A 24313-nucleotide genomic window follows, 5' to 3' on the forward strand; every position below is an offset into this window, starting at 1 on the left:
CACGGAACGATCTACTGGAGGGCGATCTCGTAGGTGAGGGCTTCGGCGTCGGACTCCTTGAGGGTCAGTCCGCCGACGCGGCCGGCGGAGCGGACGTCCGGGGCGACCTGGCGGAGGGCGGCCAGGAGGGGGGACGGGCCGTGGGCGGTGAGGACGGCGACGTCGGCGCGCATGGAGAGCCGGGCGGCGCTCTTGGCCTTGCGGACGGCGGCGATGGCCTCGCTCGCGAGGTCGAGGAGGGCGGCGTCGGCGTCGGCCGGCGGGGTCTCGGCGGGCCAGGGGGCGCGGTGGACGGAGCCGGGCTGCCACCAGCTCCAGGCCTCCTCGGTGGCGAACGGGAGGTAGGGGGCGAGCAGGCGCAGCAGCACGGACAGGGCGTGGGCGAGGGTGGCGCGGGCGGATTCGGCGGCCGGGTCGCCGGGGTCGCCGTAGGCGCGGTTCTTGACCAGTTCGAGGTAGTCGTCGCAGAAGAGCCAGAAGCACCGTTCGGTGACCTCCAGGGCGCGCGCGTAGTCGTAGCCCTCCAGCAACGCGGTGGCCTCGTCGGCGACCTGGGCGAGGCGGGCGAGCAGCGCGCGGTCAAGAGGTTCGGTGACGGCGGCCGGTGAGGCGCCCGCGCCGAGGCCGAGGACGAACTTCGTCGCGTTGAGGATCTTGATGGCCAGGCGGCGGCCGATCTTCATCTGGGCGACCTCGAACGCGGTGTCCGTGCCGGGCCGCGCGGAGACCGCCCAGTAGCGCACCGCGTCGGAGCCGTGCTGGTCGAGCAGGTCGAGCGGGGTGACCACGTTGCCCTTGGACTTGGACATCTTCTTGCGGTCCGGGTCGAGGATCCAGCCGCTGATCGCGGCGTTGCGCCACGGCAGTTCGTCGTGTTCGAGCTCGGCGCGGACCACGGTGGAGAACAGCCAGGTGCGGATGATCTCGTGGGCCTGCGGGCGCAGGTCCATCGGGAAGACGCGCCGGAAGAGGTCGTCGTCGACGCTCCAGCCGGAGGCGATCTGCGGCGTCAGGGAGGACGTCGCCCAGGTGTCCATGACGTCCGGGTCGCCGGTGAAGCCGCCCGGGGCGTCGCGCAGGTCGGCGGTGAAGCCCGGCGGGACGTCGCTGGTCGGGTCGACCGGCAGGGCGTCGTCCGGCGGCAGGATCAGCTCGTCCGTCGGTTCGCCCGCCGCGTCGCAGCGGTACCAGAGCGGCACCGGGACGCCGAAGTAGCGCTGACGGCTGATCAGCCAGTCGCCGGCCAGGCCCTCGACCCACGCCTGGTAGCGGTGCTGCATGTGCTCCGGGTGCCACGCCAGTTCGCGGCCGCGGGCGAGCAGCCGTTCGCGCAGCTCGGCGTCCCGGCCGCCGTTGCGCAGGTACCACTGCCGGCTGGTGACGATCTCCAGCGGCCTGTCGCCCTTCTCGTAGAACTTCACCAGGTGGTTGAAGTGCCGCGGCTCACCCGCCAACGCGCCTTCCGCGCCCAGCAGTCGGACGATCCGCTCGCGGGCCGTGTGCGGGGTCGCGCCGGCCAGCTCGGCGTACGCGGCGCGGGCCCGCTCGCTGTCGAGGCCGGTCGGCGCGTCCGGCAGGAAGCGGCCGTCGCGGCCGAGGACGCCGCGGGTGGGCAGGTCGAGTTCGCGCCACCACACGACGTCGGTGGTGTCGCCGAAGGTGCACACCATGACCAGGCCGGTGCCCTTCTCCGGGTCCGCCAGTCGGTGCGCGAGGACGGGGACCTCGACGCCGAAGACCGGCGTGGTCACCGTGGTGCCGAACAGCTCCCGGTACCGCGCGTCCTCCGGGTGGGCGACGACGGCGACGCACGCGGGAAGCAGCTCGGGCCGGGTCGTCGCGATCTCCAGCGGCCCGAACTCCGCGCTGTGGAACAGCAGATGGTGGTAGGCGCTGGGCCGCTCGCGGTCCTCCAGCTCGGCCTGCGCGACCGCCGTGCGGAAGGTGACGTCCCAGAGCGTCGGCGCCTCGGCGCGGTACGCCTCGCCGCGGGCGAGGTTGCGCAGGAACATCCGCTGGGAAACAGCGCGGGCCCGGCCGTCGATGGTCTGGTAGGTGCACCCCCAGTCGACGGAGAGGCCGAGGCGGCGCCAGAGGCTTTCGAAGACCTTCTCGTCCTCGACCGTCAGACGTTCGCACAATTCGATGAAATTACGGCGGGAGACGGGGATCTGCTGCTTTCCGGGATTCTCCGGCGGCGTGAAATCCGGGTCGTACGGCAGCGAGGGCTCGCACCGCACTCCGAAATAGTTCTGCACCCGGCGCTCGGTGGGCAGCCCGTTGTCGTCCCAGCCCATCGGATAGAAAACCTGCTTGCCCCGCATTCGCTGGAAACGCGCGACGGCGTCCGTCTGCGTGTAGCTGAAGACATGGCCGACGTGGAGCGAGCCGCTGACCGTGGGCGGCGGGGTGTCGATCGAATAGACCTGCTCCCGCGACGCGGAGCGGTCGAACGCGTATACACCCTGCTCGTCCCAGAACGGGGCCCACTTGGATTCGAGGCCGTCCAGCGTGGGCTTGTCGGGCGCGCCCGGGCGAGCGGAGGTGTGCGTCATGCCTGCCGATGGTAGCCGCCGGGTGGGGGCGGCGAACAACGATTAATCGGCGTGGTATGACGCGGCGTCAATTCAGCGGAGCAGTGCGAACACCGTGGCGGCGACGGCGCCGAGAGCGGTGCCGGCGAGGACCTGGGCGAGGGTGTGCGCCTTCAGCACCAGGCGCGACCAGCCGATCGCCGCGGCGCCCGGCGCGGCGAGCAGCATCCACGGGCCCATGGCGAGCACCAGGATCATCACGGCGCCGCCGGCCATGCTGTTGTGGATGGAGATCTGCCACCCGACGGTGACCAGCAGGGTGGCGACCAACCCGACCAGCATGGCGACGACCAGCGCGAACACCTCGGCGGGCGCGTGCAGGACGTACAGCAGGACGATGCCGGCGACCACCGAGACCAGGCTCAGGGCGAGCGGCAGGATCCGCTGGCGCCGCACGCGGATGTGCTTGTCGGTCAGGCCGCCGCGCCGAACGCCGAACTCGACGATGCCGATCGGGACGACGCCGCAGAACAGCGCGGCGAGCAGCCCCCAGCCGACGCCGGACCAGGAGTGGGTGCTGTGCCGGCCGATCAGCAGCAGGAGCGCGATCACCAGGTTCGCCGGCGCGAAGCCCTCCGTGACGATCCTCGCGATCCTCTGCCGGGCAGTGCTCTCGGCGAACCTGGGTGGAACGGGCGGTGCGAACGTCACGTGACGGCTCCGGGGGTCTGTGGGCGTGGGGCGATCGGACGAGGTCGGCGTACCGGATGCGGCTCGGCGGGTCCTGTTCCTCGGCACGGTCGCTGAACCGCTTCGGTGTGCCGGGCCGGCCGGCCGGTCGGTCAGAGTCGGCGCGGACCGGCGCCGTCCTCGGCGAGGGCGTCGCCCGGGTTCAGCAGGGCGCAGGCCTTCATGGAGAGGCAGCCGCAGCCGATGCAGCCGGTGAGTTCGGCCTCCAGCCGTTCGATGGCCTGCCGGCGCTCCTCCAACTGCCGCCGCCAGACGCGCGAGGCGCGCTGCCACCCGGCGTGGCTCGGCGGGCGGTCGAGGGGGACGTCGGCGAACGCCTCGCGGAGGTCCTGCAGCGGGATGCCGATGCGTTTCGCCACCGAGACCAGGGCGACCCGGCGCAGCATGTGCCGGGGGTAGCGGCGCTGGTTGCGGTCGTCGCGCTCGGAGGCGATCAGGCCGAGCTCCTCGTAGAACCGCAGCGCGGACACCGCCACCCCGGTCCGCGCACTGACCTCGCAGATGCTCAGCCAGTCGTCCGGGGCGGCGCCGTTCTCGTCGCGTCGATGGCGCGTCATCCACAGCCTCCTGTTGACCTCAACATTACTTGAGGTCCTACGGTCGGCCGTGCCGGAGCGGCAAGCAGCACCGACCAGGAGAGGAGGGCGGCCGCATGACCTTCGTCATCGCCCAGCCCTGTGTGGACGTCAAGGACCGGGCCTGCATCGACGAGTGCCCGCTCGACTGCATCTACGAGGGCCCGCGGATGCTCTACATCCAGCCCGAGGAGTGCGTCGACTGCGGCGCCTGCGAGCCCGTCTGCCCCGTCGAGGCGATCTACTTCGAGGACGACGTCCCGGAGCAGTGGCGGCACTTCACCGCCGTGAACGCCGAGTTCTTCGACGACCTCGGCGCCCCCGGCGGCCACACGAAGCTCGGCCCGATCGCCCACGACCACCCGACGGTGGCGGCCCTCCCGGCCCAGGGCGCGGAGTAGTCGAACAGCCGAACAGTGGTCAGGGGAGCAGGGCGGGGCCGGGGGCGGCGGGGGAGGCGAGGCGGCGGAGGAAGGTGAGGACGCCGGCGGTGCCGGTGGCGAAGGGGAAGGCGGGGGCGGTGAGGGTGGGGTCGGGGAAGACGGGGTGGTGCGGGGGGCCGGCGGCGCGGGTGAGGAGGAGGGTGGCGACGGTGTCGGCGGCGGTGCGGAACTCCTCGGAGGTAGGCGCGAGTTGGAGCATCAGATGGCCGACGCCGGCCAGGCCGCAGCAGTGGGTGACCAGGGGCATGCGGGGGGCGACGGCCAGGCAGGTGCGGGCGGACTGTTCGGCGAGGGCGCGGTGGGCGGGGTCGGCGAGGACGTCCGCGGCGTGGGCCAGGACGGCGCCGATGCCGGCCAGGCCTCGGCACCAGGAGCCGTAACGGCGGGTCGCCGCAGGGTGGTTGGCGGCGGCGATGATCGCGGGGGTGGCGGCGGCGAGCTGCGCGCAGGCGCGGTCGGCGTGGTCGAGGGCGGCCGGATCGCCGGTGGTGCGGGCGTATTCGAGGAGGAAGTGGGCGACCCCGGCATCGCCGTGGGCGAGGCCGTGGGTGAGGGCGGCGTCGCCCGGGCGAGGGTCGGCGGTGGGGGTGAGGCGGGCGCCGCCGCTGGTGAGCAGGTCGTGGCAGGCGGCGGCGACGGCGAGAGGGCGGGCGTCGTGCGGGGTGTCGTGCGGGGTGTCGTGGCGGGCGAGCAGGAGGTGGCCGAGGCCGATGCCCGCGACGCCGTCGATCAGGTCGGCCTCCGGGGGGCCGCTGCCGTCCGTGCCGTGGGTGGGGAGGGCGACGGTGGCGGCGGGCGGGCGGCCGGCGGCGGTGAGGAAGAGGTCGACGCCCGTCCGGCCGGAGTACAACCCCGCCGGCAGCGCCCGGGTTTGGCGGGCCGTCCAGTCGGCGAGCGCCGTGACGGCGTCGCGGACGCCCGGGCGGTCGAGGTGGTGGAGGAGTTCCAGACCGAGGCCGGCGCTGCCGCCGTACAGGTCGATCGGGGTCGGGACGGCGGCGTGGGCGGCGAGTTCGGGATCGGCGATCCGACGGGCCTCGGCGACGCAGTACGCGGCGGTGTGGTCGAGGATCTCGGCGAGCAGGTCGGGGGAGAGGCGAGGGGGCAACGGGCGGGTGGAGCGCGGCGGTTGAGTGGAGCGGCGGAGGTGCTCCGCGCCCGCCGTGCGGACGGCCGCGTCGAGGTCCGTCAACTCGGCCACCAGCAGCCGAAGATGGCGGTGCGCAGGATCGGGAAGGGCGAACTCCAGCGCGGCCAGGGTGCGTTCGCGGTTCACGGCCGGGTCTGGGTCCAGGATCACCGGGTCCATGCCGGTGGCGGCGAAGTGCAGCGTCATGCCCAACGCGTAGTAGTCGTCGGCGGGTTCGGGCGCGACGCCGGGGCGGACGAGCGGGTCGCTGTAGCCGGGGGTGGAGCCGGCGGGGCCGGTGCCGTGGACGGCGCTGGTGCCGAAGTCGATCAGGTGGGGGCGGCCGTCGGGGGCGAGGACCACGTTGTTGGGCTTGAGATCGCGGACGACCACGCCCCGGCGGTGCACGCCGTCCAGGACACGGAGCAGCTCGCGGGCCAGCGGCAGCGCCGCGCGCGGTCCCAACTGGGCATCCCGGTACGGGCCTTGAGTATGGACCTCACGGCGCAGGTCGTGGTCGCCGCAGCTGGTCATCACCAGGTACTCGTCGTCGCGGTGCCGGAAGTGGTCGAGCGCGCGCGGCACCCCGGGCGTCTCCGCGAGCAGGTCGAGGACGGCCCGTTCGTGGCGCAGGCGGTCGCGGGTGTCGGCGCCGCTCTCGTCCTCGGCGACGTACGCGCGGGCCTGCTTGACCACCACGGGCGTGCCGGTGGACCGGTCGAGCGCGCGGTAGACGTTGCCCTGCGGCTTGCGGGTGATGCCGACCGTGACGCGATAACGGCCGCCGCCGAAACCGGAGTTGATCGAGGCGAGGGCCGGTGCCGGGGCCTGGGAGGCGGGCGTCGGGTCCGGGGCGGCGGGCGGCGGGGCGAACGGGTCCTCGGCCCAGGGCGGGCAGCGGTAGGCGGTGCCGGCCAGGCCGTCGAAGACGCGGCCGTCAGGGCCGGTCATCACGGACTCCAGGCGGCCGCTGCGCCCGGTGCGGTACTCGCCGGTGAACGGGCCGTACCGGTAGTACACCGGGGCGTCGGGGTCGAGGCGGCGGTCGCTGACGATCTGCGGGCCCGGCCGGCCGCGCAGTGTGGCGACCAAGGCCCGGGCGAGCGGCCGGAGTTCGTCCGGCGCGGGGTAGACGGTGAGCGCCTTGCCGACCGAAGCGGCGTTCTTCGTACCGGAGTTGAGGGCGCGCAGGGTGTCCGGGTCGCGGGCCCACTTGGCGTGGCAGACGTGCTGCTCCAGCAGCGGCCGGACGGCGGCGAGGACGGCGTCCAGGGTGCCGGGGCGGGCGGAGATGTGGAGCTTCCAACCGTGCTCCATCGCCGGCATCCGCGGGTCGAGCAGGTACGACCAGATCTCGTCGGACCAGGCGCGGCGGCCGGCGATGGGCGCGGTCACCGTCAGAAGTCGCAGGCGACGCGGGTGGTGGCGGTCACCCACGGGTCGGCGAGACACGCGGTGGGGTCGTGGTCCGCACGGTCGTCGTCCTCGAAGACGAGGATCTCGTCGTCGACCAGCAGCGGACCGGCGTCGCGGATCTCGGTGGCAACGGGCATGTGGCGCCTCCAGGTCGTGTGGTGTCTCCGGCGCCGCGCCGCGGGTCGGCGAACGCCGTGGACCGCCCGGCCCGGTGGGGCCGACGTCCTGGAGCACGAAGGTAGGGAGCATCGGTGAACCTGACAAGAGGGCGCGGCGGATCGCTGTCACAGAACAAGCACAAATGGGACGTGGTCAATCGGATTCCGAAGCCGTGATCAACTGCCGTGGAGCTACTCGGCGTTGTGGCCCTCCGTGTCGATGTGCGGGAGCACCCGGTCCAGTGTGCGGGGCGTCCACCAGGCGGCGGGGCCGAGCAGCGTCATCGCGGCGGGCACCATCAGCAGGCGCACGACGGTCGCGTCGATCAGCACGCTGACGGCCAGGCCGAGGCCCATCATCTTGATGACCACGTTGTCGCTGACGATGAACGCCGCGAACACGCTCACCATGATCAGTGCCGCGCAGCCGATCACCCGCGCCGTGGTCTCCAGCGCGTGCGCCACCGAACCGCGGCTGTCGCCGGTCAGCAGCCACCGTTCGTGCACCCGCGACAGCAGGAACACCTCGTAGTCCATGGAGAGGCCGAACACGATCGCGAACATCATCATCGGCACGTAGCTCTCGATCGGGACCTTCCCCGCCACCCCGAGCGCCGGCCCGCCCCAGCCCCACTGGAAGACGGCGACCAGCACCCCGTACGAGGCCGCGATCGACACCAGGTTGAGGACCGCCGCCTTCAACGCGACCAGCGGCGCCCGGAACACCAGCAGGATGATCAGAAAAGCGAGGGCGACGACCACGGCGATGATCGGCAGCAGCCGGCTCGCCACCAGGTCCAGGAAGTCCACCTGCGCCGCCGTGGTGCCGGTGACGTAGGTGGCGGCGGACGTCCCCTTGACGGCGTTCGGCAGCACGGTGTCCGCGAGGTGGCCGACCAGGTCGGTGGTGGCCTGCTCCTGCGGGGCCTGCGCCGGGGTGACGGTGGTGAACAGCACGTCGCCGTCGCCGCTGGTCTGCAACGGCGCGGTGCTCGCCGCGTTCGGCACGCCCGTCAGCGCCTGCTGCACGGACGAGGCGAGCGCGGGACGGTCCGAGGCCGGCACGGACGTCTGGTCGACCACCACCGTCAGCGGCCCGTTGGAACCCGGCCCGAACGCGGCGGACATCAGGTCGAACGCCCGCCGGTCGGTGAACGACACCGGATCCGCGCCGTCGTCGATGTGCCCGAGCTGGATCGACGGCAGCGGCACCGCCAGGACCAGCACCGTCACCAGCCCCGCCGCCAGGTACCACCACGGGCGGTGCTCGACCCGGCGCGCGTAGCGGTGCCACATCCCGGTGGCCGAGTCCTCGTCGGGGCCGGTGCCCTCCGCGACCGGCGTCCGCACGGTGAAACGATCCATCCGGCGGCCGATCAGGCCCATCATCGCGGGCAGCAGCGTCAGCGCCCCGCACACCGCCGTCACCACCGTGACGCCCGCCGCCAGGCCCAGCTTGGCCATGAACGCGATGCCCGACACCGACAGGCCCGCCAGCGCGATCACCACCGTGCAGCCGGAGATCAGCACCGCCCGGCCGCTGGTCGCCACCGCGCGGCCGGCCGCCGCCACCGGGTCCGCGCCGTCCATCAGGTTCTGCCGGTGACGGGTCAGCAGGAACAGCGCGTAGTCGATGCCGACGCCCAGCCCGATCATCGTGGCGAGCGTCGGCGCGACCGTCGCGAACGTGGTCAACGCCGCCAGCAGGCCCAGCAGCCCGAGCCCCACCACCACCGCGACCAGCGCACTCACCAGCGGCAACCCCGCCGCGATCACACTGCCGAAGCCGACCAGCAGCACCAGCACCGCCACCGCGAACCCGATCAGCTCGCTCACCCGGTCGTCCGGCGCCGGCCGCGCCAACTCGCCCAGCGGGCCGCCGTACTCGACCTGCACCCCCGCCTGCCGCAGCGGCGCCACCGCAGTGTCCACCTGCGACAGGTAGTCCGCGCCGAACGTGGACGGATTGGCATCGAAGCGCACCGTGATGTACGCCGTACGCCCGTCGGACGAGAGTGCGCCTCCGGGCGGCGCGCCCTGCCCCGGCGGGGGCAGTGGATCCTGCGCGGACAGCACGTGCGGCAGGTGCTGGAGGGACGTCACCGCCTGGTCGACCTGGGACTGGAAGTCCGTCAGCGGCTGGCCGTCGTGCAGCACCACCTGTGCGCTCGTCCCGCCCGCGGACGGCTCGTGCGCCTGAAGCACGTCACGGCCGTCCTGCGCCTGCGTGCCGGGCACCGAGAAATCGTCCGAGTACGTACCGCCTACGGTCCGGTTGGCGATCTGCACGCCCGCCAGCAGCAGCAGCCACCCCACGACCACCACCACCGGATGGCGCGCGCACCAGGAGCCCACCCGCCACAGCAGCCCGCGGCGCGGAGCCGACGGCGGGCGTTCGGACCGGTCCGACGCGGACGAGGACATCGACCCTCCCAGGGGCGCACCGTCACCACGCACAGTGACCGGGAGTCCCACGGTAGGCGGGTTCGGTCGGCGGGTGTGCCCGCCCGCGGTGCGACACGGGTGGACCCACCCGAACGCCGGGTTTCAGCGGCTTCAGCGACCGAGGTGGCTGGTCCAGGCGCGCTGCTCGGCGGTGTCCGGGACGGCGACGCCGCGGGCGCGGGCGATGCGCTCCCACGCGGTGTCGGCGTCCAGGCCGTCGAGGATCAGGACGGAGGCCGCCAGCAACGAGGACCGGCCGATGCCCGCCCGGCAGTGGAGCACCAGGTGCGCGCCGGCCCGCAGGCGCGCGGTCAACTCGTCGAGGGCTGGCCGGACTTGGGCGTGAACGGGGGTGGTGAAGTCCGGTATCGGGAGGCTGCGGAAGCGCAGTCCGGCGGCGACGGCCAGCTCCGGCTCGGCGGTGAGGCCGAGTTCGGCGCACTCGGGCGGTGTCAGGGCACTGACCAGGTCGGTGACGCCGGCGGCGGCGAGTGCGCCCAGCTCGCCCGCGAGCCAGTCGCCGCCGCGCGGGCGGGCCATGGTGCTCAGGCGGCCGGGGCCGGGTCGTTCGACGGTGAACAGGGTGGGGCGCATGGCGAGTTGACCTTTCGGGTCGAGGGGCGGGGTGCCGACGTCGGGTGCCTCGGGCGTCTTGGGTGTCTTGGGCGTCTCGGGTGTCTCGGGTGGGGCCGGAGGTGGTCACGGCGGCGGGCCCGTGGCGGAGGGGAGCCGGAACGGTCGACGGCTCGGTCCGGAGGGGGATCACGCCGGACGGGCAGCGACGACAGTACCGCTTCTGCGGACGGGTGGACACCGAACGCCTGTGACGGGTGGGGCTGATGATTTTGCCTCAGCTTTGTGAGTGCTATGTTCGATTTCGGAACACCCAAGTGATTTTCAAGGGGGGAAATCATGCGGCGACGCGTGATCCGTACTGCCGCGGCAGGCCTGCTGGCCGCCGCCGTCATGGCCGGTCTGGCACCGGCCGCCCAGGCCGCCGACCCGGTGCCGCCGACGCCCAAGTGCGTGCTGCCGACCGATCCGTGGCCGGGCTCGACGGAGATGATGCCGGGACGCCAACTGCGTTCGGGCGACACCCTGCTGGCCAAGGACAACAAGTCCGTCCTGGTCATGGAGGCCGACGGCAACCTGGCGTTCTACCTGATCAACTCCACGGGCGGACCGAAGCACCAGATCTGGAGCAGCGGCACCTCGGGCCACCCCGGTGCGTACGCCGCCATGCAGAAGGACGGCAACTTCGTGGTGTACGAGGCCGGCGGCAGCGCGGAGACCGGCGGCGCGCTCTGGGCCTCCAACACCACTGACCAGCTCGGCGGTTACCTGGTCATCTACCCGGGCGGCAACCTCAGCGTCCACACCAGCGGCAAGGGGTGGAGCACCTACACCTTCGAGGAGCCGTCCGCGTTCTGCCCCGACATCCAGGGATCGCGTGGGACGCTCGTCTCGGGCAGCTGGACGCAGTCCGCCTCGGTCTGGCTGGTGCTCCAGCCGGACGGCAACCTGGTGATGTACCGCAAGCGCGACGACAAGGCGATCTGGTCCTCCGGGACCTGGGGTCACCCCGGCGCGATGGGGCGGATGCAGACGGACGGAAACCTGGTGCTCTACAAGCCCGCGCCGCAGCTGGTCGACTCGATCTGGTCCACCGGCACGTTCTGGAGCCCCGGCGCGTACGCGCTGCTCCAGGACGACGGGAACTTCGTCATCTACAAGCGCGACGGCGGCCCGGGCAAGGGTGGCGCGATCTGGTCCACCGGTACCTACGGGCAGTAACCAGGCCGGAATCGGAGAGCGCCGTCCCCTCGCGGGACGGCGCTCTCCGCGTATCTGCCGTGCTGGATACGGAAGTTGACGAAGAGTCAGCGCGCGCCGAGCAGGTGCTCGATGGCGAGCTGGTCGAGGCGCTCGAACGCCATGCCGCGTTCGGCGGCCGCGGTGACGTCGAAGTCCTCGAACGCGGCGCGGTCGGCGAGCAGCGCGGCGAGGCCGTCCTCGGCGGTGGGGCGGGCGAGCTGGTCGAGGCGGGCGGCGCGCAGGGCGGCCTGGACCTCGGGGTCGGCGCGGAACGCAAGGGCGCGCTCCTTGAGCAGCAGGTAGTTGCGCATGCAGCCGGCCGCGGACTCCCACACGCCGTCGAAGTCCTCGGTGCGCGGCGGCTTGAAGTCGAAGTGGCGCGGGCCCTGATAGTCGGCCGACTCCAGCAGGTCCACCAGCCAGAACGCCTGGCGCAGGTCGCCCGCGCCGAAGCGGAAGTCCTGGTCGTACTTGATGCCGGACTGGCCGTTCAGGTCGATGTGGAACAGCTTGCCCGCCCACAGCGCCTGCGCGATGCCGTGCGGGAAGTTGAGGCCCGCCATCTGCTCGTGGCCCACCTCCGGGTTGACGCCGACCAGTTCGGGGCGCTCCAGGCGCTCGATGAACGCCAGCGCGTGGCCGATGGTGGGCAGCAGGATGTCGCCGCGCGGCTCGTTCGGCTTCGGTTCGATCGCGAAGCGCAGGTCGTAGCCCTGCTCGACGACGTACTCGCCGAGCAGGTCGAACGCCTCCTTCAGGCGGTCCAACGCGGTGCGGACCTCCTTGGACGCGCCGTGCTCAGCGCCCTCGCGGCCGCCCCATGCGACGTAGACCGTGGCGCCGAGTTCGACGGCCAGATCGATGTTGCGGATGGTCTTGCGCAGCGCGTAGCGGCGCACGTCCCGGTCGTTGGCGGTGAACGCGCCGTCCTTGAACACCGGGTGGGTGAACAGGTTGGTGGTGGCCATCGGCACCCGCAGGCCGGTGGACTCCAGGGCAGCCGCGAACCGCTTGACGACGGCCCCGCGCTCCGCGTCCGAGGAGCCGAACGGGATCAGGTCGTCGTCGTGGAACGTCACGCCGTACGCGCCGAGGGCGGCCAGCCGCTCGACCGTCTCGATCGGGTCCAACGCCGGGCGGGTGGCGTCGCCGAACGGGTCACGGCCCTGCCAGCCGACCGTCCACAGGCCGAAGGTGAACTTGTCGTCGGGGGTGGGGGTGAGCCGGCTCATCGCGTACTCCAAACGCTGGGGATCGACCGAGGGGACTCGACCGGGGGAACGACCGGGGACGGGGAGAGTCTATTCGTCAGGCCGGAAGACAAATTAATATGGGCCTGCCCCGCGAGGGAAGCCCCTGGGCCGAAGCCGTGCGGGACGCTCGCGGGAAACGCGAACGGAAAGCGCTTTCCCGCTCCCCGGTGGCGACGCGGCCACCGCAGGCCACGCAGGCCGCGCCGGGGATGCAGGCCACGCGGACGACGCAGACGATGTGGACCCCACGCAGACAGGAGCACGCCCATGGCACACCCGCAGGTGGTGATCGGCGTCGACAGCTCGACCCAGTCCACCAAGGCCCTGGCCGTCGACGCCGCGACCGGACGCGTCCTCGGCGAAGGCCGCGCCCCGCACCGGGTGGACTCCCGGTGCGGCCAGGACAGCGACCCCCGGCAGTGGTGGGACGCCCTCAACACGGCCGTCGCCGCCACCGGATGGGCCGACCGCGCCCAGGCCCTGGCGATCGGCGGACAGCAGCACGGGTTGGTCACCCTGGACGCCGCCGGACACCCCGTCCGACCCGCGCTGCTCTGGAACGACGTCCGCTCCGCGCCCCAAGCCGCCGAACTGGTCCGGGAGTTCGGCGCCGACTGGTGGGCCGCCGAACTCGGCAGCGTCCCCGGCGCGTCCTTCACCGCCGCCAAATGGGCCTGGCTGCGCGACAACGAACCCGCGCACGCCGACCGCACCGCAGCCGTCCGCCTCCCGCACGACTACCTCACCGAACGCCTCACCGGCCACGCCGTCACCGACCGCGGCGACGCCTCCGGCACCGGCTGGTGGACACCCGACGGCCCGCACCCCGCCGTCCTCGAACGGATCGGACTCGACCCCGGCCTGCTCCCCGCCGTCGCCCCCGCCGGAACCGCCGCCGGCCGGGCCCGCCCCGGCGGGCCGCTGCGCCCCGGCACCCCGATCGCCACCGGCACCGGCGACAACATGGCCGCCGCCCTCGGACTCGGCCTCACCGCCGGCACCCCCGTGCTCAGCCTCGGCACCTCCGGCACCGTCTACACCGTCGCCCGCACCCGCCCCGCCGACCCCACCGGCACCGTCGCCGGCTTCGCCGACGCCCTCGACGGCTGGCTGCCCCTCGCCTGCACCCTCAACTGCACCCTCGCCGTCGACCGCATCGCCGCCCTGCTCGGCCGCGACCGCGCCGACGTCGAACCCGGCGGCACCGCCGTCCTGCTGCCCTATCTCGACGGCGAACGCACGCCCGCCCTCCCGCACGCCAGCGGACTGCTGCACGGCCTGCGCCACGACACCACCGCCGGCCAACTCCTCCAGGCCGCATACGACGGTGCCGCGTACTCGCTGCTCGCCGCCCTCGACGACGTCCTCGCCGTCGACTCCCCGGATCGAGCCCCGGGCCGAGCCCCGGGCCGAGCCCCGGACCGAGCCCCGGCCCAAGGCCCGGACCCCGCGCAGCCGTTGCTGCTGATCGGCGGCGGCGCCCAGGGCCGTGCCTGGCAGGACACGGTGCGCCGGCTCTCCGGCCGCCCGGTCCAACTGCCCGCCGCCCGCGAACTGGTGGCCCTCGGCGCGGCCGCGCAGGCCGCAGCGCTGCTCACCGGCGAACCGGCCGACGCCGTCGCCCGCCGCTGGGGCACTGCCGACGGGCCGGTGCTGCCCGCGCTCGAACGTGACGACGCGGCCCTCGAACGGATCGCGACTACCATTTCGCAGACGGTGGCCCTGCAAAGCGGCGGCGCACAGCAGTGACGGCAGCCCGGGCGGCGGAGCGGAGACGAACGATCGTGGCAGCGGACGGGCAGCAGCCGGCCGACGGCGAACGCGCCCCCCGGCGCGGCCCCGCCTCCCAGCAGGACATGCGGCGGCAGAACCTCGCCCTGGTGATGCGGACCGTCGCCGCCGCCCACCCGCTGTCGCGCGCCGACGTGGCCGGCCGCACCGGCCTGACCCGCACCGCCGTGTCCAGCCTGGTCGACGAGCTCATCGCCGGCGGACTGCTGGTGGAGGGCGAGTTGGAGCGCAGCGGCCGGGTCGGTCGGCCCGGCCGCGCCCTCGTGCTGAACGACAGCGGCCCGGCCGGGCTCGGCCTGGAGGTCGGCGTCGAGCACCTCGGCGCGTGCGTCGTCGACCTGCGCGGCGACGTCCGGATCGAGCTCCACCGGGCCGCGCCGAACGCCGCCCGCCCCGCCGATCGGACCCTCGCCGAACTGGCCGAACTCGCCGCGCAGATCGAGGCACAGGCCGTCGCGCTCGGACTGCGTGTGGTCGGCCGGGTGCTCGCCGTGCCCGGCAGCGTGCGGGTCCCCGTCGAAGGGCCCGGCCGCTACCTCGAACACGCCCCCAACCTCGGCTGGCACCACCTCGACCTGCCCGCCGCCTGGCCCGGCCCCGGTGCCGCCCCCGCCGTCGAGAACGAGGCCAACCTCGGTGCGATGGCCGAACTCTGGCAGGGCGTCGGCTCCGGCACCTTCGTGCACATCTCGGCCGGCGAGGGCATCGGCGGCGCACTCGTCCTCGACGGCTGCCTGTTCGGCGGCGTGCAGGGCTTCGCGGGTGAACTCGGCCACCTCACCGTCCGCCCCGACGGCCGCCCCTGTTCCTGCGGCGCCCGCGGCTGCCTCGAACCCTACGCCGGTCTTGCGGCGGTGCTGCGCTCTTCCGGCCTGACGCTTCGTCATGATGTCGACGCCGTAGGCGAGTTGGTGCGATGCGCGGAGGCCGGTGACCCCGCCGTGCTGCGCGCACTGCTGCACGCGGGGACGGCGCTCGGCACGGCGCTCGCCGCGACCGTCCACCTGATCGACCCGGCCACCCTGGTGCTCGGCGGCGCGTACGCCGACCTCGCCCGATGGCTGCTGCCCGCGATGCGGACCGAACTCGCCGCGCTGATCCGCGTCCGCCCCTGGCCCGAGGACGCCCTGCGCGCCTCCCCGCTGGCCCGCCGCGGCCCCGTCCTCGGCGCGGCCCTCACCACCGTGCAGCGCCTCCACGCCGACCCGGCGGCGCTCTGGCAGTCGGGCACCGGCTGAGCCGGGCCGATACTTCACCGTCCTCTTGACTGTTCGAGGATATGGGCGGACAGTTAAGTACATGCCTAAGCAACAGGTGGATCTGGACCGGGTCTTCCAGGCGCTGGCGGACGCCACCCGGCGGGATCTGGTCCAGCAACTGGTCGCGGCTCCGGCGTCCGTCAGTGCGCTGGCCGAGCCCTACCCGATGTCGCTGCCCGCGGTGATGCAGCACCTCCAGGTGCTGGAGGACTGCGGGCTGGTGAGCTCGGAGAAGGTCGGCCGGGTCCGCACCTGCCGGATCGAGCCGGCCGTGCTGCGCGCGGCGGAAGAATGGCTCGCCGCCCGGCGCACCGCCTGGGAGACGCGACTCGACCGGCTCGGCGGCCTGCTGACCGCCGACTCCGAAGACAGGAGCAGCACATGACGGACCGTCAGTTTACGCAAACCATCACGCACGCCACCTTCTGCCTCGAACGCCGATACCCCGTCCCGCCCGCCCGCGTGTTCGCCGCGTGGGCCGATCCGCAGGCCAAGGCGGGCTGGTTCTCCGGTGCGGACGCCACCCACGAGTTGGACTTCCGGGTCGGCGGCCGCGAGATCAACCGGGCCCGGCGTGCCGACGGCCCGGAGCTGGTCTTCGAGTCCTGGTACCGCGACATCGTCCCGGACCGGCAGCTCGTCTACACCTCCACCCTCAGCGCCGGCAGCGAACTGGCGACGGTGTCGCTGACCACGGTCGAGTTCCTCGCACGGGCCGGCGGCGGCACCCTGCTGGTCCTGACCGAGCAGGGCGCCTTCCTCAACGACAACGAGGAGCCGAGCTGGCGCGAGCAGGGCACCGGAGCGTGGCTCGACGCGCTGGGCGCCCACCTCCAGAACGAGACAGGAGAACCGACATGACGATCCGACGATTGCTCGCCCAGCTGACCGTCACCGACCTGGACCCGGCCGTCGCCTGGTACACCGCCCTGTTCGGACGGGGCCCGGACGCCCGACCGATGCCCGGCCTGGTCGAGTGGCACCTCGCCGACACGTACGGCGTCCAGGTCTGGGCCGAGCCCGACCGCGCCGGACACTCGACCGTCGTCCTGGACGAGTCCGACCTCGACGCCCGCCTCGCCCGTCTCACGGCCGCGGGCATCGACCACGGCGGCGCCCGGCCCGCCACCAGCTCGCGCATCCTGCCCGTCGCCGACCCGGACGGCAACCGGATCGTCTTCACCGGCCGCTGAATCCGCTTCGGCTGTTCCCCGGCCGCTGAATCCGCTTCGGCTGTTCCCCGGCCGCTGAATCCGCTTCGGCTGTTCCCCAGCGGCTGTTCCCGGGCGGCTGTTCCCCGGCGGCGGGCCCGGGAAGAGGCCTAGGCTCGTCGGCATGCTGAAGCGAGTTCCTTTCAACGAGGTGCTGCGTGCCGCCGTCGGCGCCCCCAAGCAGTCCAAGCTCCTGGACAGCAGCCCGAGATCACGGGTGTGGCGGGTGCGGCTGGCGGACGGGCAGCGGGTCGTCGTCAAGCAGATCACCGACGGCGGGGACGCGGCCGCCGACGCCGACACGCGCTTCGCGCGGGAGGTCGCGGGGCTGCGGCTGGCGGGGCGGGCCTCCGCGCCCGCCGTCGCGCCCGCGGTGCTCGCGACGGACGTCGCGTCGCGGGTGATGGTCCTCGAGTACGTGGAGGACCTCGGGCGTATGGACGACTGGATGCCGGGGTACGCCGAGTCGCTCGCCCGGCTGCACGCCCTGACCGGGCCCGCCGACGCGGGCGCACTGCCGGCCTGGTCGGGGCCGACGGCCGCCGACGCGGAGTCCTTCCTCGCCCTGGCCCGGGCGCTCGACGTGCCCGTACCGCCCGGGGTCGACGACGAACTCGGCGCTCTGCTGGGCCGGTTGGACCCGGCCCCGCACCACGCGCTGCTGCACGGCGACCCCTGCCCGGGCAACGACCTGCGCACCGCCGAGGGCGTCCGCTTCGTCGACTTCGAACGGGCCGCGCTCGGCAACGGCCTGGTCGAACTCGCCTACTTCCGCATCGGCTTCCCCACCTGCTGGTGCGCCATGTCCGTCACCGCCGCGCCGCTCGCCGAGGTCGAGAACGTCTACCGCACCACCTGGCGCACCCTCACCGGCCGCGACGTGCCCGGCGACCTCGCCGACGCCTGCGCGGCCTGGCTGATCCAGGGCGACGCCCTCGTCGAGCGAGCCCACCGCGGCACGGCCGATCACCTCGCCCGCGTCCCCACCGAGGACTTCACCTGGGGCTACATCACCGCCCGCGAACGCCTCGTCCACCGCCTCGGCGTCCTCGCCACCATGACCCGCGACCACGACCACCTGCACACGACCGGAAAGCTCGCGGCCGCCCTGTCCGCCCGCCTGCTCGACCACTGGCCGACCCTCCGCCCCCTGCCCACGCAGGACACCCGGCCCTGGTACTAGCAGTTGGCGCCGCCGGGCAGAAGCGGCGATCACGGCCGTGCGTGCGTGGCAGGCTGCTCGGCATGGCGATCAGTGATTCGGCGCAGGCCGGCGATGCGGTGTTGGCGGTGCGACCCGGTCTGACGGATGCCGAGCTCAACGAGTTGTTCGGCGCGTCGTGGCCGGAGCACCGGCCGAGTTCGTTCGTGCCGGTGCTGGCGCGCAGTCCGACCTGGGTTGCGGCGCGGCGGGGTGGGCGGCTGGTCGGGTTCGTCAACGTCGCGGGTGACGGTGGTGTGCACGCGTTCATCCTGGACACGACGGTGCATCCGGACGAGCGCCGGCGGGGGCTCGGGGTGCGGCTGGTGCGGGCGGCTGCCGCCGAGGCGAGGGCGCACGGTGCCGAGTGGCTGCACGTCGACTACGAGCCGCACTCGGAGGACTTCTACGGCCGGTGCGGATTCCGGCCGACCGCCGCCGGGCTCATGCGGCTCTGACCGGTGAACTCGCGTTGCGGGTAAGGGGGTTGCGCTAGCGGTGGGTGCCCTTGCGGCGGCGGAGCAGCAGGGCGCTGCCGGCGCCGATCAGGGTGAGGCCGGCGGCGGTGGTGCCGAGGACGTCAGTGCCGGTGAAGGCGAGGCTGTCGTCCGTCGGGGTGGCGGTGGTTCCCGGCTCCGAGGTGTCCGCGGTCGGGCCCGGGGTTCCGGACGGGGACTCCGAGGGGCCGGTGCTCGGCTCGGGGGAGGGGTTCTCGGTCGGGTCGGTCGACGGCGAGGGTGACGGCGACGGTGAGGGGCTGGTGCTGGGCTCGGCCGACGGGGACGGCGACGGCGACGGCGACTCCGAGGGCGAGGTGCTGGGCGACGGCGATTCGGACGGCGACTCGGTGGGGGAGCCGCTGGGCGAGGGAGACTCCGACGGGCTCTCGGACGCGCTGGGCGACGGCGACGGCGACGGCGACGGGCTGGCCGACGTGCTCGGTGACGGTGACGGCGACGGTGAGGGGCTGCTGCTCGGGGTGGGTGACGGCGAGGGGGTGGTCCCGGTGGCGGGGCAGGTGCCGCCGAGGTTGAAGTTGAGCTTGTTGACGTCGTCGCCGCGGACCTCGGCGACCGCCGAGGTGAGCTTGGCGCCCTTGGCCGAGCCGACATAGGCGTGCTTGCTGCTGGGCGGGCCGAAGTCGGTGACGACCTTCTGGCCGCCGGGCTCGAAGGTGACGGTGAGCTTGACGAAGTCGGTGCTGTTGCCGGAGAGGACGAAGTGCCAACCGTCCTGGTTCTTCGGGACGGTGGCGCAGGCGCCGTGACCGCCGAACGCCGCCGCGGTGATCGGCAGGTCCTTGGCCTGGTGCAGGTTCACGGTGTAGGTGGTGCCGTTCGCCGCGAAGGCCGTGTAGACGGCGGGCACGGACATCAGACCGACGGCGGCCGTCACGGCGGCGGCGCGGAAGCCTCTGGGGTGGCGCATGTAGCTACTCACTCACTGGCGCACGGGTTCGGAGACACGCCGCGGAAGGCCCGAGGCGGCACCAATTTCTCCACACTGTTCACACAAGTCAACTCCGGTCACGGGCAACCTGATTGCGTATGTGACGGGATGTCGGAAATCGTCCTCGTACAACGATCCGGTCAATCGACGCAAGGTGGTCCGGCGCTGACTGCGCGTTGATCGCGAGGTCGACGGGTGGTGCCGGTGGCCGGGCGTGGTGCAGGGCGGGTGTGCCCGGCCACCGGGGAGCGGGGGAGGAGCGCTTCGAAAGTTTCGAGTGAGGGGCGAATGTTCCGGCGAGGTCCCGGACGACGGTAGGGGAGCCGGGAACCGCCGTCAACGGATCGGCGGAACACGGCAGTTGGTGATCACGGGAGGACGGGCGGCGGCGCGGTGGAGGCGCGGACGACCAGGCTGGTGGCGAGGTCGATGCGGGTGGCGGCGGGGCGTTCGCCGCGGCCGAGCCCGACGGCGAGGCGGGCGGCGGTCTCGGCCATCTCGACCAGCGGCTGCCGGACGGTGGTCAGCGGCGGGCCGACCCAGCGGGCCAGCGGCAGGTCGTCGAAGCCGACCACCGAGAGGTCCTCGGGCACCCGCAGGCCGAGTTCGCGGGCGGCCTCGTACACGCCGAGCGCCTGCAGGTCGTTACCGGCGAAGATCGCGGTGGGCGGGTCGTCGCGGGTCAGCAGGGTGCGGGCGGCGGCGTACCCGGCCTCGTGGTGGAAGTCGCCCGCGTGGACCAGTTCGGGGTCGACCGGCAGCCGGGCGGTCTCCAGCGCGGTGCGGTAGCCGTCGACCCGGGCGCGGCTGCACATCATGCCGGCCGGGCCGGAGATCATCGCGATCCGGCGGTGGCCGAGGTCGAGCAGGTGGCGGGTGGCGGCGAGGCCGCCCTGCCAGTTGCCGGTGCCGACGGCGGGCACCCCGTCGGCGGGGTCGCCGGCCGGGTCGAGGACGACGAACGGGATGTCGCGGCTGGTGAGTTGGTCGCGCTGGGCGGCGTCCAGGTCGGACAGCACGAGCACCACTCCGGCGGGGCGGCGGGCGAGGACGCCGTCCACCCAGGTCTGGCCGGGGGTGAGCCGTCCGGCGGACTCGGACAGCACGATGCTGAGGCCCTCGTCGCGGGCGACGTTCTCCACGCCGCGGATCACCTCCACCGCCCAGGCGCTGTCGAGCTGGTGGAAGACCAGGTCGAGCAGTCGGGACGGCGGGGCGGTGGTGCGGCGGCGCTGGTAGCCGGTGCGGCGCAGGATCTCCTCGACCTTGGCGCGGGTGGCGGGCGCGACGTCGGCCCGTCCGTTCAGGACTTTCGAAACTGTCGGCGCCGAGACGCCGGCCGCCCGGGCGATCTCCGACAGGGTCGGCGCGGGGTCGGGTTCGAGTTCAGCGGCGCTCATAGCACGGATAGTAGCGCTCCCGGCGGACCGGGCGGGGTGGTGTGCGAACGGTGGCCCGGTTCGGTCGGAGGTCTTGACTCGCCCGTCCGGCCGCCGTAGCTTCCTCGCAATATTCGAGCAGAGCGCGAAACATTCGACCCGCTCGATCGTCCCCGGCCGCACCTCCGCGTGACGGGCTGCTCCGCAGCTCAGCGCCGCCGCCCCGGCGTTGAGTGCACCGTGCCCGGCACCATCCGCGCCGCCGTTCCCGAAACTTTCGAGCTGCTCCCTGCCCCAGGAGGCCCGCACCATGTTCGTTCGCAGACGCCTGCCCGCGGCCGCGCTGGCCGCCGCCACCGCGTTCGCCCTGCTCACCGCCTGCGGCAGTGGCGGTTCGGGGAGCGGCGGCGGTGCGCTGACCTGGTGGCACAACGGCACCCAGGACCCGCTGAAGACCGTGTGGGACCACGCGGCCGCCAACTACCGGCAGGCGCACGCCGGTTCGAAGCTCGACGTGGTGCCGCTCCAGAACGAGCAGTTCCCCACCAAGGTCCCGCTGGCCCTGCAGTCCGACAACCCGCCGGACATCTACTTCAACCAGGGCGGCGGCCTGCTCGCCACCCAGGCGCAGTCCGGCCGGGTCGCCGACCTGACATCGCTCACCGCCGACTGGATCAAGGACCTCGGCCCGGCCGCCCAGGGCTGGGCCGCCGACGGCAGGCAGCTCGGCGTCCCCTACGACTCGCACGTGGTCGGCTTCTGGTACCGCAAGGACCTGTTCGGCAACGCCGGCATCACCCAACCGCCCGCCACCATCGACGAGTTGAAGGTCGACATCGGCAAACTGAAGGCCGCGGGCAGCACCCCGATCGCGCTCGGCGGCAAGGACCGCTGGCCGGACGCCTTCTACTACGACTACTTCGCCGTCCGCGAATGCGCCGTCGACACCCTCAAGTCCTCGGTGAAAGCAGCCAAGTTCACCGACCCGTGCTTCACCAGGGCCGGGCAGGACGTGCTCGACCTGATCGCCCTGAAGCCGTTCCAGGACGGCTTCAACGGCACCCCCGCCCAGCAGGGCAGCGGCAGTTCGGCCGGCCTGGTCGCCGCCGGACAGGCCGCGATGGAACTCCAGGGCGACTGGAACCCGAGCGTCATGCAGGGCCTGGCCGCCGACCCGTCCTACAAGGACCAGCTGGGCTGGTTCCCGTTCCCGGCGGTCACCGGCGCGGCCGGCGACCCGACCGTCGCACTCGGCGGAGGCGACGGCTTCTCCTGCACCGTCAAGCGCGCCGCCGACTGCGCGCAGGTGCTCAAGTACCTGACTGGCGCCGAGGTGCAGACCGAACTGGTCAACTCCGGCGCGGCGACCATCCCGGTCAACCCGGCGGCCGTCGCCGCCATCAAGGACCCCGTGGTCAAGCAGATCTTCGACTACAACGCCCGAGCGAGCTACATCCAGGTGTACTTCGACGTCGCGCTGCCCACCGCCGTCGGCCAGGCCCTCAACGACGCGGCAGCGGACCTGTTCGCGGGCAAGGGCGACGCCGGCTCGGTGGCCCGCGCGGTGAACGCGGCGGGCTGAGGATGAGCCCCGTCGAGGAGCGGGCCGCCGCCCCGGCCCGCTCCGCCACCCCGTCCCGCGGCCGCCCCGCCCGGCGGCGCACCAGCACCCGCACCCGCACCCGGGCCGAACTCGCCCTGCTGCTCGGCCCCGCGCTCGCCCTGCTCGCGCTGTTCGTGCTGGTGTCGATCGCCGCCGCCGTCTACTACAGCTTCTTCGACTGGAACGGCTTCGGCCCGCCCAGCAGGATGGTCGGACTCGCCAACTACCGCAAGGCGCTGGCCGATCCGGTGTTCCAGGGCGCCGTCCGGCACAACCTGGTCTTCGCCGCGCTGTCCGTGGCGGTCCAACTGCCGCTCACCGTCGCCCTCGCTCTGCTGCTCAACGGCCGCCTGCGCGGCCGGGCCCTGCTGCGACTGATCGCCTTCACCCCGTACGTGCTCTCCGAGGCGATCACCGCCGTGGCCTGGCTGGTGATGCTCCAGCCCGGCGGCGCCGTCGACCGGGCCCTGCGCTCGATCGGCCTCGACTCCCTCGTCCACCAGTGGCTGGCCGACCCCGACCTGGTGCTCTACACCCTGTTCGCGGTCTCCACCTGGAAGTACCTCGGCTTCGGCATCATCCTCTTCCTCGCCGGACTCCAGGGCGTGCCAACGGAGTTGCGCGAAGCCGCCGCCCTGGACGGCGCTTCCGCCTGGCAGACCACCCGCAAGGTGGTGCTGCCGCTGCTCGGCCCGACCGTCCGGATCTGGATCTTCCTGTCGGTGATCGGCTCACTGCAACTCTTCGAACTGGTCTGGATCATGACGCTCGGCGGCCCCGCCGGCTCCTCCGCCACCATGGCCACCTACGTCATCGACCGCGGCTTCCGCCGCTACCAGTTCGGCTACGGCAGCGCCGTCGCCGTGGTGCTGTTCGCGGTCTGCTTCGCCTTCGCACTCGCCTACCAGCGGTTCGCGCTGCGCCGCGACACCTACGGCGCGCTCACCGGAAGGGTGGACTGATGCCCGCCGCCACAGACCGACGGGCGGTGACGGCAGACCGGTTGGCCGTCCCCGGTCGCTACCTGGCCGCCCTGCTGGTGACCGGCGTGACGCTGGCGCCGATCGCCTTCGTGGTGCTCGGCGGCTTCCGCACCAACGCGCAGCTGAACGCCGACCCGACCGGCCTGCCGCACCCCTGGGTGATCGACAACTACCGCAAGGTGCTGGGCTCTTCGATGTTCTGGCGGCTGATGGGAAACAGCGCCCTGATCGCCGTCACCGTCACCGTGCTCACCTGCGGACTCGGCGCGGCCGCCGCCTACGCGCTGGCCCGCTACCGCTTCCGCGGTCGGGAGGGCATCCACACCCTGTTCACCGCCGGACTGCTCTTCCCGCTCGGCGTCGCCTCGCTGCCGGTCTACCTGCTGCTGCGCCAACTCCACCTGCTGGAGAGCTGGTTGGGCGTGGCGCTGGCCGAGGCGGCGTTCGGGCTGCCGGTGACGATCGTCATCCTGCGGCCGTTCATGGCCGCGATCCCCGGGGAACTGGAGGACGCCGCCGCAGTGGACGGCTGCTCCCGGCTCGGCTTCCTGTGGCGGATCACGCTGCCGCTGGCCCGGCCCGCCCTGGTCACCGTCGCCGTGCTCGCCTTCCTCGGCTCCTGGAACGGCTACCAACTGCCCATGCTGGTCTTCAACGAGCAGTCGCACTTCACCCTGCCGCTCGGCGTCGCCTCCTTCCAGTCCCAGTACTCGCAGGACACCGCCGGCATCCTCGCCTACACCGCCCTGTCGATGCTGCCCGCCCTCGGCTTCTTCGTGTTCGCCGAGCGCCGCATCGTCGGCGGCATGGCCGGCGCGGTCAAGGGCTGAGCCCCCCGGCACCGCCAGAGCCCCCGGTGCCGCCAGAGCCTGAGCCCCCGGTGCCGCCAGAGCCTGAGCCCCCGGCGCCGTCAAGGGCC

At 73.1% G+C, this 24313-nt stretch carries 22 protein-coding genes; 12 read left to right on the top strand and 10 right to left on the bottom strand.

What is annotated here, in order from left to right; translation table 11 throughout:
- Positions 1-11: 11 nt before the first annotated feature.
- The 3 genes from valS to soxR all read right to left on the bottom strand — a co-directional run bounded on the left by valS (position 12) and on the right by soxR (position 3841).
- The gene (valS, locus tag ACFV4P_RS01805) at positions 12-2555 is read right to left on the bottom strand and encodes a valine--tRNA ligase (protein WP_380466200.1); all 2544 of its coding nucleotides are present in this window, start codon (positions 2553-2555) and stop codon (positions 12-14) included.
- A gap of 72 nt (positions 2556-2627) precedes the next feature.
- A complete protein-coding gene (locus tag ACFV4P_RS01810) occupies positions 2628-3245 on the bottom strand; it encodes a hypothetical protein (RefSeq protein WP_380466202.1) in 618 nt (205 codons plus the stop codon).
- Between the two features lie 131 nt (positions 3246-3376).
- Positions 3377-3841, bottom strand: coding sequence for a redox-sensitive transcriptional activator SoxR (soxR, locus tag ACFV4P_RS01815; protein WP_380466204.1), 465 nt, complete (start codon positions 3839-3841; stop codon positions 3377-3379).
- 95 nt (positions 3842-3936) lie between these two features.
- Between soxR and fdxA the strand changes: the two genes are divergently transcribed.
- A complete protein-coding gene (gene fdxA / locus ACFV4P_RS01820; RefSeq protein WP_380466206.1) occupies positions 3937-4260 on the top strand; it encodes a ferredoxin in 324 nt (107 codons plus the stop codon).
- Between the two features lie 19 nt (positions 4261-4279).
- Here fdxA and lanL read toward each other — a convergent pair whose 3' ends face one another.
- From lanL to ACFV4P_RS01840, 4 genes are all read right to left on the bottom strand, one after another.
- Positions 4280-6826: a class IV lanthionine synthetase LanL gene (gene lanL / locus ACFV4P_RS01825; protein WP_380466208.1), complete on the bottom strand. Its 2547-nt coding sequence runs from the start codon at positions 6824-6826 to the stop codon at positions 4280-4282.
- A gap of 2 nt (positions 6827-6828) precedes the next feature.
- Positions 6829-6984, bottom strand: coding sequence for an SflA family class IV lanthipeptide (locus ACFV4P_RS01830; RefSeq protein WP_380466210.1), 156 nt, complete (start codon positions 6982-6984; stop codon positions 6829-6831).
- Between the two features lie 213 nt (positions 6985-7197).
- Entirely contained in the window at positions 7198-9429 is a 2232-nt protein-coding gene (locus ACFV4P_RS01835) for an MMPL family transporter (RefSeq protein WP_380466212.1), read from the bottom strand.
- A gap of 132 nt (positions 9430-9561) precedes the next feature.
- Entirely contained in the window at positions 9562-10044 is a 483-nt protein-coding gene (locus ACFV4P_RS01840; protein ID WP_380466214.1) for a tyrosine protein phosphatase, read from the bottom strand.
- Between the two features lie 330 nt (positions 10045-10374).
- Between ACFV4P_RS01840 and ACFV4P_RS01845 the strand changes: the two genes are divergently transcribed.
- On the top strand, positions 10375-11244 hold the full coding sequence (locus tag ACFV4P_RS01845; RefSeq protein WP_380466216.1) for a hypothetical protein: 870 nt from the start codon (positions 10375-10377) through the stop codon (positions 11242-11244).
- An 86-nt stretch (positions 11245-11330) separates the two neighbouring features.
- Here ACFV4P_RS01845 and xylA read toward each other — a convergent pair whose 3' ends face one another.
- Positions 11331-12497, bottom strand: a complete 1167-nt coding sequence (gene xylA / locus ACFV4P_RS01850) for a xylose isomerase (RefSeq protein WP_380466218.1) — start codon at positions 12495-12497, stop codon at positions 11331-11333.
- 288 nt (positions 12498-12785) lie between these two features.
- Between xylA and ACFV4P_RS01855 the strand changes: the two genes are divergently transcribed.
- From ACFV4P_RS01855 to ACFV4P_RS01885, 7 genes are all read left to right on the top strand, one after another.
- Positions 12786-14267, top strand: a complete 1482-nt coding sequence (locus ACFV4P_RS01855) for an FGGY family carbohydrate kinase (RefSeq protein WP_380466220.1) — start codon at positions 12786-12788, stop codon at positions 14265-14267.
- A 35-nt stretch (positions 14268-14302) separates the two neighbouring features.
- Positions 14303-15547: an ROK family protein gene (locus ACFV4P_RS01860; protein WP_380466222.1), complete on the top strand. Its 1245-nt coding sequence runs from the start codon at positions 14303-14305 to the stop codon at positions 15545-15547.
- A gap of 61 nt (positions 15548-15608) precedes the next feature.
- Positions 15609-15953, top strand: a complete 345-nt coding sequence (locus ACFV4P_RS01865) for an ArsR/SmtB family transcription factor (RefSeq protein WP_380466224.1) — start codon at positions 15609-15611, stop codon at positions 15951-15953.
- Positions 15950-16429, top strand: a complete 480-nt coding sequence (locus ACFV4P_RS01870) for an SRPBCC family protein (RefSeq protein WP_380466226.1) — start codon at positions 15950-15952, stop codon at positions 16427-16429. The genes ACFV4P_RS01865 and ACFV4P_RS01870 overlap by 4 nt, the downstream gene beginning before the upstream one ends.
- Entirely contained in the window at positions 16426-16761 is a 336-nt protein-coding gene (locus ACFV4P_RS01875) for a VOC family protein (protein ID WP_380466228.1), read from the top strand. Before ACFV4P_RS01870 ends, ACFV4P_RS01875 begins: the two co-directional genes overlap by 4 nt.
- 142 nt (positions 16762-16903) lie before the next feature.
- Positions 16904-17962 carry a phosphotransferase family protein gene (locus ACFV4P_RS01880; RefSeq protein ID WP_380466230.1) on the top strand — a complete coding sequence of 353 codons (1059 nt, stop codon included), beginning with the start codon at positions 16904-16906 and terminating at the stop codon, positions 17960-17962.
- A gap of 62 nt (positions 17963-18024) precedes the next feature.
- Positions 18025-18438: a GNAT family N-acetyltransferase gene (locus tag ACFV4P_RS01885; protein WP_380466232.1), complete on the top strand. Its 414-nt coding sequence runs from the start codon at positions 18025-18027 to the stop codon at positions 18436-18438.
- A 34-nt stretch (positions 18439-18472) separates the two neighbouring features.
- On the opposite strand, the gene ACFV4P_RS01890 is transcribed toward ACFV4P_RS01885, so the two are convergent.
- Together ACFV4P_RS01890 and ACFV4P_RS01895 are read right to left on the bottom strand one after the other, a co-directional pair.
- On the bottom strand, positions 18473-19408 hold the full coding sequence (locus ACFV4P_RS01890) for a hypothetical protein (RefSeq protein ID WP_380466234.1): 936 nt from the start codon (positions 19406-19408) through the stop codon (positions 18473-18475).
- 389 nt (positions 19409-19797) lie between these two features.
- Entirely contained in the window at positions 19798-20829 is a 1032-nt protein-coding gene (locus ACFV4P_RS01895; RefSeq protein WP_380466236.1) for a LacI family DNA-binding transcriptional regulator, read from the bottom strand.
- A 289-nt stretch (positions 20830-21118) separates the two neighbouring features.
- Between ACFV4P_RS01895 and ACFV4P_RS01900 the strand changes: the two genes are divergently transcribed.
- From ACFV4P_RS01900 to ACFV4P_RS01910, 3 genes are read left to right on the top strand one after another with little or no spacing between them, the layout of a single operon-like run.
- Positions 21119-22390, top strand: a complete 1272-nt coding sequence (locus ACFV4P_RS01900) for an extracellular solute-binding protein (RefSeq protein ID WP_380466238.1) — start codon at positions 21119-21121, stop codon at positions 22388-22390.
- Between the two features lie 2 nt (positions 22391-22392).
- On the top strand, positions 22393-23373 hold the full coding sequence (locus tag ACFV4P_RS01905) for a carbohydrate ABC transporter permease (RefSeq protein WP_380466240.1): 981 nt from the start codon (positions 22393-22395) through the stop codon (positions 23371-23373).
- Positions 23373-24224: a carbohydrate ABC transporter permease gene (locus ACFV4P_RS01910; RefSeq protein ID WP_380466242.1), complete on the top strand. Its 852-nt coding sequence runs from the start codon at positions 23373-23375 to the stop codon at positions 24222-24224. Before ACFV4P_RS01905 ends, ACFV4P_RS01910 begins: the two co-directional genes overlap by 1 nt.
- Positions 24225-24313 lie beyond the last annotated feature (89 nt).

The sequence above is a fragment of the Kitasatospora sp. NPDC059795 genome (assembly GCF_042732175.1).
In the GTDB taxonomy this organism is placed as follows: Bacteria; Actinomycetota; Actinomycetes; order Streptomycetales; family Streptomycetaceae; genus Kitasatospora.